Source organism: Fusibacter ferrireducens (genome assembly GCF_015352425.1).
Taxonomy (GTDB): Bacteria; Bacillota; Clostridia; order Peptostreptococcales; family Acidaminobacteraceae; genus Fusibacter_A; species Fusibacter_A ferrireducens.
On record NZ_JADKNH010000006.1, the window covers coordinates 238,999 to 252,296 of the forward strand.

The following is a 13,298-nucleotide window of genomic DNA, read 5'->3' on the forward strand; positions in this document are numbered from 1 at the left end:
TTTCTAGAGCTCACCTAAAGGCATGAAGAAAAGCAGCTTCAAGCTGCTTTCTAAACTGAAGCTATTATTTATTTTCACATTCTTGATTTCCAACAGTACAAGAAGTTTTACAAGCTGATTGACAAGATGTTTGACATTCCCCGCAACCACCATGTGCAGCAGAACTTTTTAATGTGCCACTGTTTAATGTTTTAATATGTTTCATCTCATTTCCTCCTTAACGTTTCATTGACTTAATCTGTCAATTCTTAGTGAAAAGAAAACACAAATCATTATACCATACTTTTTTTAGGATGAAAAGCAGTAAAGTCGATGTTCAAAAAGTTGACGTTTTCCACAAGAATCGCCACCAATTAATTGGGCAGGTCCACCTGTAGAATTATTTTCCACTAAGTCTTCCTGCCCTTTTTATTGTACCTTTATTATGAGTATTTTGAAATTAGATTATAGACTATAGTTCTTGACCATTCGTTTTGATTACATCTTTATACCAATAAAAACTATCTTTTTTATACCTGTTCAAAGTGCCATTACCATAATCGTCCATATCTACATAGATAAAACCATATCTTTTTTTCATTTCACCAGTGCCAGCACTCACAAGGTCTATACAGCCCCAACTCGTGTACCCCATCACTGGGATGCCGTCAATTTCAATGGCTTTTTTTACTTCTTTTAAATGCGACTTAAAATAATCTATCCTATATGGATCATGAACAATCCCCTCTTCAAGGACATCAACTGCTCCCATACCATTTTCCACAACCATCACAGGAATTTGATAACGATCATAGAACAAATTAAGTGCATACCGCAAGCCGATAGGATCTATTTTCCAATCCCATTCTGTTGCTTCCAAATAGGGATTCAAATAACCTGTATCAAATGCATGCTTATGATTTGCCTCTAACGGCGTATTTTTGCCGCATACCAATGAAAAATAATAACTGAAAGATATAAAATCAACTTTACCACTTAACAGTATCTCACTGTCACCTTCTAAAATTGGCAGTTCAATACCTTTTCTTTCAAGTTCCTTTACCTTGTAGGCTGGGTAGTAACCTCTACATTGTACATCGCAATAAAACAGAGCATTATGCATATATTCCATATTTCGAATAACATCTTCTGGATCACAAGTATTGGGATAAGAAAAAACACCCCCGAACATCATGCCAATTTTATTATTAGAATCTATTTCATGTCCTAATTTAACTGCTTGAGCACTGGCAATGAATTGATGATATGCTGCAATCATTTTACTTTCTTCATCAGTGACTTTCAATCCAGCACATTTCCAAGTTGAAAAAGATATACAATTGATTTCATTAAAAGTGATCCAGTGCTTAACCTTGCCCTTATAGCGGTTAAAAATCGCTTTACAATAACGGAGATAGTCATCTACAACCTCGCGATTTAACCAAGATCCCTTATCGAGGAGACCCAAAGGCATTTCATAATGGCTAATGGTTACAAGAGGTTCAATTCCGTATTTCAAACATTCATCAAATACAAAATCATAGTGTGCCAACCCTGCCTCATTGGGTTCCGTTTCATTTCCAGTTGGAAATATTCTAGACCAAGCAATGGACATTCTATAACAAGTAAAACCCATTTCAGCAAAAAGAGCGATATCTTCTTTATATCTATGATAGTGATCAATGGCTTTATGGCTTGGATAATATTTTCCTTCTATAATGCCATCGGTTATTTCTCTTCTCACCTTATGGGAACCGTTTGTGATCACATCAGAGATACTTGGCATTTTACCACCTTCATTCCAAGCCCCTTCGCATTGATTTGCCGCTGTTGCTCCACCCCATAAGAAATCTTTTGGAAATCCGGAATCTGATTTATTCAACATTTATAGGTGTCCTCCTTCTATTACTGTCAATAAATTGTCTTGTGCATTTACGGTTTCAACATTCTCTTTCATAACATCCATATAATCTGTTGAATTTGTAACAACGATGATCACCGCTGAATCCACACTTCCGCTTTCCAATTTTTTTAAATCAAAATTGACCAGTACATCCCCTTTTTTAACACGATCACCTTTAGCTACTTTTGCTTTAAAAGTATCCTCAAGGCTTGCTGAATCAATGCCTATGTGAAGCAATAAATCTACGCCTTCTTTTGATTTAATCCCCACAGCATGTCCTGATGGAAAAACAAATTCGACTGTACCTTCTACTGGTGATACCAGTTGATTGCTTTCTGGTCTTATTGCAATGCCATCCCCCATTGATTTTGATGAAAAAACTTTATCCTTTAATTGTTCCAACGGTACTATACGACCGCTGACTGGCGCAACAAAGTTGACCGTTTCAATCGCACCGATTTTAAGCTTCTCGTTGATTGAAATCTCATCATTTTTTTCTTCAAATCCAATGAGATAAGTAAATATAAAACCACAGATTGCCGCAACTGCTGTTCCTATGATTATCCCCCAAAAACCTCTTCCGAAAGTGCCATTGGGTTCAATGTAAGACGGGATTCCAAATAAACTGTTCGCCGATATGAAATAACATTTGGTGTTAAATATTCCCAGTACAATACTGCCAACTGCCGCCCCTAAATTTGCTGCAATAAAGGGTTTTTTAAGTGGAATTGTGATGCCATAAATAGCTGGTTCTGTAATGGCGGCGACTAATATTTGAAAGAATGAGGCGATACTCAAATCTTTCATTTTCTCATTTTTAGTTTTAAAGAATACTGCTAATACTGCCCCGCCAGTTGCATAAGCTGCGATACTTGCAACTGGGTAAATATAATCATAACCATAGACCGATAAGTTATTGATACTAATTGGCAAGAGTCCTTTGTGTAAGCCAAACATAACAAGCGTTTGCCAGAAAAATCCAAGAACAGCTGAAGTCAACACGTTATTAATTTCAAAGAGATTTGTAATTACAAAACCAACTGCATTACAACCTAAAGTTACAATCGGTCCAAGTATAATTAAGCCAAGTAAAACAGATACCACAAGCACAATACAAGGTAAAAACAATTTTCTAATCAATTTAGGCAAAAATTTCTCAAAGGTCTTCGAAACTTTGCTTGCAAAATAAGTGGTTACGATCACAGGAATTACAGATGATGTATAATTCATCAACACAACCGGAATGTTCATAAATGTCAATTGTACTTTCGATTGCAATAGTGTTCCCTCAAATAAAATTCTTATAGGCTCATTCGAAACTGCCTTTACCAGATCAGGATACATGAAAGTTGCCCCAATTGCCAATCCAATAAACGGATCTATTCCAAACTTTTTAGCAGACGTATACCCTAAGAGAACTGGATAAAAATAGAAGATAGACATTCCAATTGCATTTAGTATGAGATAGGTACTTGAAGCTTTATCTAAAACATTGATTGCAACAGCAAGTGCAATTAAGCCTCTTAAAATACCACTTGCTGCTAATACACCCATTGTTGGTCCAAAAATGCTTGTGGTTAAATCCAAAAAGTTATTTGATTTTTTCGATGCCTTTGACGATTTTGATGATTCTCTATTGAGAAGTTCTTGAATAGCATCATAAACTTCAACAACCTTCTCACCAATGACCACTTGATATTGCCCACCGCTGTTTAATGCTGTAATAACACCTGGAAGTGCCTTTAACGCTTCCGTATTTGCTAACTCAGATTTTTCAATTCTAAATCTTAATCTGGTAGCACAATGCGTAACACTAAGAATATTTTCGCTTCCACCCACTAAATCAATAATTTTTTGAGCAAATTCTTTCATTTTAAATTTCTCCTTAATTTTAAGATTTATGTTTGGATATTGCCTTCTTTCAAAGTAACACTCCAATGTTTAATGTGTAATTCCAATATTTAATGTGTGATTTTTTGGATATGAATTGTCAAATAAATGAGTTCATCACAGTTAATCTTGTAATCATAGCTTTTTTGCAAATAACCATTAATTTTTTGTGCACATTCAAACGATTGTCTATAGTTCGTTTTGATCTGTTGAAAGAGAAAAGTATCTTCTGCCTCCTCGGAATACCCGTTGATCACTTTATTTACAAAATATTGCAAATGCACGATAAACCGATTGTATGAAATAGAATTTTCACTGAGTTCTATACCAAAATACATTCGCACAATATCAACAATTTCCTTGATAAGAGTCGTTTGTTTCATGGTCAAATCCATTGTTGCCAAAGAATTACTTCTTTCAGCATTTAAAAGATGCAATACAATTGAACTTGCTTCATCTTGATGTAACTTAACATCCATGCTCTTCTCAATCATTTCAACACATTGCAACCCAATAGAATAATATGCAGGATAAAGGTATTTAATTGCACTTGAAAGTGGATTTTTTACAAATATTCCATCCTTAGAACGATCAATAACGTAGTGAATGTGGTCAGCCAGTGACGGATAAATTGAATCGCCTACATCTATTTTCAAAGTGTCTCTTGCAAACTCAACCATTCTGAATATCAGGTCAATTTCTTCAGAAGTAAGCGTGTTGAATATATTTGCCACCTCCTTGAATTTTTCTTTCTCTTTCAACACAAATCGTTTGCATATTTTATCTGTGTTAATCTCATCCCCATACTTCTTTTTAAACCCAATTCCAGTACCTAAAACGACTGTTTCTTTACCACCTTCACAAACTAATACAACATTATTGTTAAATACTTGAACAATTCTCATAGTTCCCCCCTTTCTTAGCACAAAAAAATACCTAAGCGAAAAAATTATAACATTTGCTAGAAAAGTTATAATTAAAAGCTTAGGTATTGCCTATGTGATAGTAACAACCCTATTGATTATGACATCATTATAATAAACTTCAGCTGACAAGTCAACCCCTTTTATCTGGTCTTTATGATTTAAGCCGTAAAGACATAGACGTATTGAAATATCTGGTTTGAAACATTTATATGTCAGTGCACTGTTTAAGGCAGTTTTAATTTTTTATGATTCATATGATTTTTTATTTCACTTTAACGATCTTATGATCTAATATCTTGCCCATTACAAGGGTGTTTAAATAAGTGTTATTTCCAATAAAATGGTCTGCAATTTTCTTGCCTTCTATCTTAAAACCATATTTTTCATAAAGCTTTATCGCTCTAATATTTTCTTCTACAACTTCTAGTGAAAGTCTTTTCAACTCCGTTGATTCAGCCCATTTCAATAACTCAGTCATCAATTTAGAGCCGACTCCAGTCCCCCAGTAATTTTTATCTACACCGACGATGAGGTCCCCAACATGACTAATTCTAGCCAATTTACTTGAACTCGCTATCAAAAGCCCTACAACCGCTGCCTTATCTGCTGCAACTAGATATAACAACTTTGGATCACCCATCATGCTCTCAAATCTCTTTTCTTGTTCTAGAGCATTTTCATTAATTTCATCAAATTCCCGGAGCATGTATTGAGTTTGAACTGATAACTTTTTCATTAAAGAAATGATATGCTTTGAATCTTTTTTTTCAACTTTTCTAATCGTTATTTGTGAACTCATTTTGCCCTCCGTCTCATATTATATAAAATGTGCTTCTTTTGAAATCCTTTATTTGATTTATCAAGATATACATTGTAATTGCTCTATATTATTAAAAAAAGCAATCTAAATAAAGCCCCTTTGTAAAAGAACTAATACTTAATTTATTGGCTTTTTCATTTATGTAATCGCTCAATATTTTATATTCTGCTTTATCTATCCCCCCGCCAGAACTCTTTTTATCTTGAACAATATTGTCAAATGATGCATTCATATTTTCTAATGACTTTAAAATTGAAGACATTTTGGTTAGGTCTTTAAAAGTTATCGAGTTGGTATCTCCTTCGATAATACCAGTGGTTATATTTTCTAACGAACCTGCATTATGGTAATAATCCTTTGCATTTTGAAACATTTTCCTGATGTCCATTCGCATGCCATTGAGCTTATCTAAATCAATGCCATTGTATATCTTGGAATGTTCATTTTTAGGATCCGTCTTCACGCCTGCAAAATAGAATTTTTCGCAAATGGTGTTGGCAAACCATTCTGCACAAAATTTGAATTCCTTATCTAAGACAGAATAGTCACCCTCTTTTTCAGCATCAGACAAACTCCCCCCTGAAATGATATTTTTAATTTTATCATAACTATTAAAAACAGCTTTTATGGGATCATTCCCATTGACAAAAGCTTCATGAAGTGACGCAAGCATCTTGTGACGCATTTCAAATGCTCTATCCAATTTGATTTTAAATTCTTTTTCCGCCCCTACAGAATTATATTTTTTTATGCCGCCCTTATTGCCGGTTAAGATTCGATCAACTTCTTGGCGCTTATCAACATGATTAAATCTCAGTTTCTCTAAGTAATCCGCTGAAAACATTGAATTGTTTACATTTTTAATATTCATGATTCACTCTCCTTTATAATAGCTGTTAGAATCATCTCAAATTTTTGCGCACGCTAAAGGCTCATCTTAATTCTATAAAATCCTGCCATTCAGCCAATGAGGTGATCTTTTTATACCCAAGTCTTGAATCGTAAAAGTCAATATAGCCTTTCACAACACCATATTCATCTGATACTTTATGTTCTATTTCACTTAAGTGTTCTGGCAAAACGGGATGCGATGAAAGAAATTCCAGTTTTTGAGTCGTCAAATCATATGCCCAATAATCTCGTATTGAGGGTCTATACTCACTTTGGAATACATTTTTAAATCCAGCTTCTCCAAAATCGCTCTCATAATCGTATGTGAAACACACTGAATAAGCTAAATGAATCTTCGACTTACCATCAAAATCTGGATTAGCTATATAATGTACTCCAGCACGCCCTAAAGGCATCTGTTTAGGAAAGCAAAGCGCATCCCCTTCCAAAGGATACTCTGCAGCAATAGTGCCGTCTGGACGATACCAAATTTCATCGTATAGGGCTGTGCCTGTGCCGTGATTGGCCTCATGTTTAACCACAAGCCAATACTTCATACCATCACTTGTTTTTTCAATTCTGTATTCAGGTCTAAATCTTTCACTTTGACTGGCAAATCCATCGGCAATCCATTGGTTATCACACTTTGAAAACATAACATAAATAGCATTATGTCCCTTTTCAATTAATAAGATAGCGACTTTTTTGTCCCCAACCATTTCAACGCATATTTTTACATCTGTATAAATAGACTCATTATTTTCATTGAATGCCATTATCGGGTCGTAAACACCGTATGACTTTAGCAATGCTTCCACCTGTTCACCATCTACCCACACCCCCTCTCTATCGAGCGTTTCAAATTGATCTAATGGCGAAAAATACTCAGACGTATTGTCTTGAATACCTGTGGGCAATTTTGTGAACTGCTCTCTCTCAGTCATATTTCCAGAAGTGAAAAATCCGGTGAGTAGTATCATTAAAATTGCTTCAAAAATTTTCATCCTTTTACCTCAAACTTTAAATCATTTATTCAAGCATTTCCATAAATGCATATTTAGAATTCCAGTGAACATCTTGTATAAATGATCTGAGCTCAATGACATCCTTTGCTTGCATCAATTTTAGGATTTGAAAATGTTCCTCATTTGTTTTTCTTAATGCGTTTTGATATTCATCATAATCAGCACCTGTATAAGCTTGCTTAATAAACGCTTTCTTAAGATTTCCAATCATCTTGTTTAAATCTTCATTTCCACTGGCTTCAATGATCATTTGATGAAACTCATGTTGAAGTTGGTAATACCCCTCATAAGCTTGCGCCTCAATTAACTGGTCCATTTTTACAACCATTTGCTCTAATTGATCAAAATCAATTGAACGCTCTTTTCTAATGCATGTTGTAGCTGCCAATGCCTCTAATGCGCCTATAATTTCATAGATATTATGCACCCTTGATAATGAAATAGATTTAACCATAAAGCCTCTTCTTGGGAGTTGTTCTATATAACCGTCTAGAGTCAATTGTAATAAAGCCTCACGGACTGGGGTTCTTGAAACTTCCAGAGCTTCACATATTCTATTTTCATTAATTCTCTCTCCAGGCTTTAACGCCTCTTCTCTAATTTGATTTGAAATATACTCATAGACATGATCCTTTAAAGACCTATAATTTAACATTTAATCCCTCCTAATATATATATTGTATCTCTTTTTTATAGGTCTATCAATCGTAACCTTATAATGCGCTTATTATTATGCATTAAAAAACAATCCCTATGCTTTTATCGCTGTAGGGATTGTCTTAAGTGATTTGAAGCATTGTCAGACTAAACATGTCTGCCTCTAAGCTGGACGAAAACTAATGCTTTTAATCAGGACATAGCAAGCTCTTCTGGATCGCTAAGTAATTCTAAATCATCAGGCGTTGAATCTTCATAAAACAGCTTTGTTTTAGGATCAATTTTACCAAATCCTAAATACCTTGCTTTGTAATCATTCAAAAGTTCCACTACTTTAGGACTCAAAATAGCCAAAGCGACAACATTTGCAAATATCGGCAGTGCTGTGGACATATCTGAAAACAGCCATACGGTTGTACCTGGAAATGCAAAATAGACAGCAACGATTACCAACCCTAATCCAGGAAGTGGATATAACCATTTATAAACACTTAAACAAAAATCTTTGCGCTTGGATTCTCCTAGCAAATACCTTAAAACAACTTCCATTTGAGCATAGATGCCACTTGCTGTTGTGATGCCAAACAGGAATGTCCCTAATGCTAAAATAATTCTTCCAGAATTGCCAATACCCGTTTCAAAAGCGCTTAATGTTAATGCAGCACCAGATAATCCCGAGGACCACTCACCAGTTACCATAATAACCAATGCCGTTATTGAACAGATAAATAAAGTATCTACCATGACTTCAAAAATGCCCAAAACGCCTTGCTTTACAGGATGATCCACTTTTGCAGATGCATGGACCATTGGTGCAGAACCCCAACCAGCTTCGTTTGAAAAAACAGATCTAGCCATACCCGTTTTAATTGCATGGGCAAAAGCAGCACCGCCAAATCCACCGATTGCTGCAGTTCCTGTAAGGGCACTGCTGAATATCAAGCCAATACATGATGGAATTTGATTTGCAAATTTTACAATGATAAACAAACCTCCAAGCAAATAAAATACCACCATAAACGGTACTAAAGTCCCCGCTATTTTCCCGAGGCCTTTTAACCCTCCAGAAATCATAATATAGAGTATAATCGTAAAAACGATTGCCATGCCCATCATGCTCGTATTAAATGTACTGGATATCGCCTCAGCCACAGTGTAGATTTGAATATTGATAAAAAAACTGACCAAAAATCCAAATGCAAAGAGAGCACTCAAACTTTTAAACACTTTCTTTAACCCCAATTGTTTACCAATCCCTTTTTTCATGTAATAATTGGGACCACCATAAGTAGAACCATCTAAATTTTTAGATCTATAATGAACAGCAAGTGTGATTTCAGATAGTTTAATGATCATACCAAGCAAACCTACAATCCACATCCAAAATATGGCTCCGGGACCACCTATGGCTATAGCAGCTGCTACGCCACCTATATTACCCACGCCTACAGTTGCCCCAAGCGCCAAACTCATCGCCTGAAATGAACTGATAACACCCGATCCTTGATTCATTTTATTGGGTCTAAACTGTTTAAAAGCCTCGCCCATTGCGTGCTTTAAAAATCTAAATTGGAAGAATCCAGTTCTATATGTCAAGTATAATCCGATTGCTAAAATTGTAATGATCAATGGTGTCCCCCATAGAACCTCCCATACAATGTATTCAACCGTTGCTTGAGTCATCATTTACCCCCTTTTTTATCTACAGTTCATCAAAACCTAAGTGACAGACAACTTAATCCACCGTCCAATTTTCTATATTCTGATGTATCTACAATGAGCACTTCATAACCCCTTTCCTCAATTGCGGCTTGAGTTTTAGGATACCCTTCCGGTACAATTACTTTTCCATTCACCCAAATACAGTTACAAGAATAACTTTCATCATCTGAAATTTCAATTTTATTAAATTTTTCAAAAATTGGGCTTGTAATAAATTCACCCCCAACAAGCAAATTATTATTTTCTAAATAAGCTAATGCTGTTTTTAGATGTAACACTTCTGATAATGCAACTGCTTCACCCGTCATACCGTACTTATTTAAATGTGAAATGAGCTGGCTCGCCCCTTCTTTATTGGTTCTTTCTGAAATTCCGATATAGAAATGTTTTCCAACCATCATAACATCGCCACCATCTAAAGTCCCAGGAAATTCAATGTGATGTATGTTCTCTGCTTGAAAAAATGCTTCAATTGCAGGTTTGATTCCTATGATTTCACCATTTCTTGACTTTGCACCTGGATTTGTAATCACGGCACATTCAGAGGTACAAATTGCGACATCTTCTACAAAACATGAATCTGGGTATGCTTCCATCGCATCAAGCACTTTCACTTTGACACCACACTGCTTCAAGGTCTCAATATATGCATCATGTTGTTTTAATGCAAGTTCATAATCTGGTTTCCCAAGTTCTGGTGCTGAAGTAATGCCCTCAATCATAGATTTTGATGGTCTTCTTACAATACAATTCTTAAACATAGCCTTTTCCTCCTCAGGTGTTTCATAAACAAACACACTTTCTTTCTCATTTTTTTGTTTTTTGTCATTATGTTTTTTTATGTATATAATATATTATGTATTATATATTATATTTGAATTAATTGTATGATAATTCTGACAATTTGTCAACGCAAGATTTTTCCCATAAAAAAAAGCCACGTAAGTGGCTTATAAAAGGTATCTTTTAGTGTACTTCTTTACGACTTTACTCAATAGCCATTAATGAAACCCTACAAAGCTAAACGTTGCAAATATCAGATCTAAAGCCATTCAGGGTGATAAAAATCAATCTGAACGTCTTAAGGCTCTTGACCTCTTCAAAAATAAAGAGATAAGGGTTCTAGTTGCTACAGATGTTGCCGCAAGAGGGATTGATATAAAAAACATCTCGCTAGTCATCAATTTGGATATTCCAAACGTGCCTAAAACATTTATTCATAGAATTGGACGGACTGGAAGAGCTGGAAAAAGTGGTTTGGCGATCTCATTTTGCAGTGCTGAAGAAAAAGAATCGTTGCTAAATATCGAAAAATTGCAAGGCAAGGCCATAGAGATCAGCACTTGATGAATTCATGCCACTTGTAAGCGTATAAAAACGATTTGCTGTTCGCTTGAAAAACATCAAAATTAACTAAAACCCCAAATGCGCTATGGCTATAAGTAGATATGAGCATTTGAGGTTTTTTTGCAATTTTCTAGAATTTTTTGAAGTTATAACGGATTTATCGATACCCGTCACATTTTTTCAACGCATATCATAATGTACGGTTATTACATTTTTCTCTAGCAATTGATTTATATAGTCTTTGTTTTTAATATTGATATGGATTTGCAAATCCCATTCTTCCATGAAGAATACTGCAGGTCTTTTCTTTGCCGTTACAATCAGTTTTTCAATTTGCTTATTGTGTTTGTCTTCCCAATCATAGCCCACGATATCATGCCACGCCACAGCACAATTTGGAAAAAGAAGCCCTTTTTCACAGATCATAAACTTATTAAACGACTCAAATAATAGGAGTACTGCAATTCCCAAAAGGATTATGGCTGCAATAAAATAGCCCAGATCCTTTTCATACTTTAAATAAAAATTAAAATGAATCACCGCTAAGAAGAGGAAAGTTATAAATTTTATCCTATAATTAAAATCAAATGATACATCTTCAACAGACCTAACTTTTGCTTCTTGCCATTCTTTCCATTTCAATTTACGCAAATACGATTGATAAAGCAAGTGACCCAAAAGAAGGGTTAACGCAACAATGTAAATTATGAAAAATACCACGATCATTTTGATGCCTCTTTTCTATATTTCTATATAATGGTTTTAAATGCACATCACTTAAAGAAAATTAGTAATCATCTACTTGAGATTTATGTTCAGATTCAGATTCGGATTCAGATAATACTTTAGGCATCACTTCATCTTCTAATCTTTTCATGGTTTCCAAGGCTAACAATGTAGAAAAAGGCGCAATCAAAACTGTAGGAATTGCCTCTAATAACGACGCGCCTATTTGAATTAACGCACTTGCTTGATTCACTTTAAATATCAAAGAAATAGCAAGTATTGGTAATGTAACGATAAGTGGAATCAACATGATGAAAAACACTTTCATAAAGTTCCCTTTTACCAAATTCTTACTGTAAGCAAAGACTCTAGATTCATGTGGATAAAGTACTGCCGCAAATACGGAAAAACGAAAAACAGTTATAATATAGATCGAATATATACTCCCTATAACGACTAATAGCCCTCTGATAGACCATAAAATACTAAAAAGACCACCAAACTGCATCCCAATTATCACTAATACCATTGGGATAATGAGCATGAGGCCGAATAATATTGCAAAACCTATGTATCTCCATGTCACTGGCTTCGCCCTACCATAAGCAGCAGAAGCGCCTAAATCATCAGATGTTTTTGAAGCAATGATCAATGCAACTGACAGTCTCGACGTAAAGTAGATACTGACTATCGTTAACACTATAAATGCTACAAACACCCCATCTTTAATTGGTGAAAATGCCATAGTCTTAGCGACGATACCCGTTGCGTCAACAGAAACTGAAATGACAGAACTCAATAAGCTTATTAATATTAAGGTACGCCATTTTGCTTTGTAAGTTGCCACCGAAACCGTTACAACCTCTTTGATCTTAAATTTTTCCACATTAAGCCCCCGCTCTATTCGTTTTTATTCGCCATCATAATAATCTACTTGTGACTCATTTCTAAAAAAGGTACTGGACTGATTGTGCACGATGACGCCGACCTTGTCAGACTTAGGATAATGCACTAGGTCAGGTGAATTCGTCGTATCAAAATCAATATAGGTTAAGCACTCGTTCTCAGAAGTATTGACAATTCTATGTGCCCCCTCCTTCTTGGGCGGACAGACAATGATATCCCCTGCTTTTATTTTCTGCTCACCCTCTAATGTCTCTATTACACCAATCCCGCTTATTATGTAAAAAGCCTCTGTATTGACTTCATGAAAGTGAAAAGGGTAATTTGCCTTACGTGGTGGAATTTCGTATATAGCGATATAACATTGGCTAAATTCGCTACGCTTTGTAATTTCATACTTTGTATACTCGTAAAGTTCATGTTCTGCTTTGCGCTTTCCTTGCAATAAGGTCTTATTTGTAATTAGAATCTTGCTCTTTTCATCCATTTTGTCCTCCTGCTATAAATGA

At 35.2% G+C, this 13,298-nt stretch carries 14 protein-coding genes; 1 reads left to right on the forward strand and 13 read right to left on the reverse strand.

The window, feature by feature from the left end; translation table 11 throughout:
- Window positions 1–64: 64 nt before the first annotated feature.
- The 10 genes from scfA to ISU02_RS11510 all read right to left on the reverse strand — a co-directional run bounded on the left by scfA (window position 65) and on the right by ISU02_RS11510 (window position 10,574).
- Window positions 65–205, reverse strand: a complete 141-nt coding sequence (scfA, locus tag ISU02_RS11465; protein ID WP_069872587.1) for a six-cysteine ranthipeptide SCIFF — start codon at window positions 203–205, stop codon at window positions 65–67.
- 246 nt (window positions 206–451) lie between these two features.
- The gene (locus ISU02_RS11470) at window positions 452–1,864 is read right to left on the reverse strand and encodes a glycoside hydrolase family 1 protein (RefSeq protein WP_194701985.1); all 1,413 of its coding nucleotides are present in this window, start codon (window positions 1,862–1,864) and stop codon (window positions 452–454) included.
- The gene (locus tag ISU02_RS11475) at window positions 1,865–3,754 is read right to left on the reverse strand and encodes a beta-glucoside-specific PTS transporter subunit IIABC (RefSeq protein ID WP_194701986.1); all 1,890 of its coding nucleotides are present in this window, start codon (window positions 3,752–3,754) and stop codon (window positions 1,865–1,867) included. It abuts the gene before it with no gap.
- Window positions 3,755–3,843: 89 nt separating this feature from the next.
- Window positions 3,844–4,677 carry a PRD domain-containing protein gene (locus tag ISU02_RS11480; protein WP_194701987.1) on the reverse strand — a complete coding sequence of 278 codons (834 nt, stop codon included), beginning with the start codon at window positions 4,675–4,677 and terminating at the stop codon, window positions 3,844–3,846.
- 283 nt (window positions 4,678–4,960) lie between these two features.
- Entirely contained in the window at window positions 4,961–5,497 is a 537-nt protein-coding gene (locus ISU02_RS11485) for a GNAT family N-acetyltransferase (RefSeq protein ID WP_194701988.1), read from the reverse strand.
- Between the two features lie 91 nt (window positions 5,498–5,588).
- Window positions 5,589–6,389, reverse strand: a complete 801-nt coding sequence (locus ISU02_RS11490; protein ID WP_194701989.1) for a hypothetical protein — start codon at window positions 6,387–6,389, stop codon at window positions 5,589–5,591.
- A gap of 61 nt (window positions 6,390–6,450) precedes the next feature.
- Window positions 6,451–7,413, reverse strand: a complete 963-nt coding sequence (locus ISU02_RS11495) for a hypothetical protein (RefSeq protein WP_194701990.1) — start codon at window positions 7,411–7,413, stop codon at window positions 6,451–6,453.
- Window positions 7,414–7,438: 25 nt separating this feature from the next.
- Entirely contained in the window at window positions 7,439–8,089 is a 651-nt protein-coding gene (locus ISU02_RS11500) for a GntR family transcriptional regulator (protein ID WP_194701991.1), read from the reverse strand.
- A gap of 194 nt (window positions 8,090–8,283) precedes the next feature.
- Window positions 8,284–9,774: an alanine/glycine:cation symporter family protein gene (locus ISU02_RS11505; RefSeq protein ID WP_228727795.1), complete on the reverse strand. Its 1,491-nt coding sequence runs from the start codon at window positions 9,772–9,774 to the stop codon at window positions 8,284–8,286.
- A gap of 29 nt (window positions 9,775–9,803) precedes the next feature.
- Entirely contained in the window at window positions 9,804–10,574 is a 771-nt protein-coding gene (locus ISU02_RS11510; RefSeq protein ID WP_194701993.1) for a dimethylarginine dimethylaminohydrolase family protein, read from the reverse strand.
- Between the two features lie 274 nt (window positions 10,575–10,848).
- Here ISU02_RS11510 and ISU02_RS11515 point away from each other — a divergent pair, with 274 nt between their 5' ends.
- Window positions 10,849–11,160 carry a helicase-related protein gene (locus ISU02_RS11515; RefSeq protein WP_194702070.1) on the forward strand — a complete coding sequence of 104 codons (312 nt, stop codon included), beginning with the start codon at window positions 10,849–10,851 and terminating at the stop codon, window positions 11,158–11,160.
- 180 nt (window positions 11,161–11,340) lie between these two features.
- Here ISU02_RS11515 and ISU02_RS11520 read toward each other — a convergent pair whose 3' ends face one another.
- From ISU02_RS11520 to ISU02_RS11530, 3 genes are all read right to left on the reverse strand, one after another.
- A complete protein-coding gene (locus ISU02_RS11520) occupies window positions 11,341–11,886 on the reverse strand; it encodes a DUF5673 domain-containing protein (RefSeq protein WP_194701994.1) in 546 nt (181 codons plus the stop codon).
- Window positions 11,887–11,947: 61 nt separating this feature from the next.
- On the reverse strand, window positions 11,948–12,772 hold the full coding sequence (locus tag ISU02_RS11525) for a hypothetical protein (protein ID WP_194701995.1): 825 nt from the start codon (window positions 12,770–12,772) through the stop codon (window positions 11,948–11,950).
- 24 nt (window positions 12,773–12,796) lie between these two features.
- Window positions 12,797–13,276, reverse strand: a complete 480-nt coding sequence (locus ISU02_RS11530) for a cupin domain-containing protein (protein ID WP_194701996.1) — start codon at window positions 13,274–13,276, stop codon at window positions 12,797–12,799.
- Window positions 13,277–13,298: the final 22 nt, after the last annotated feature.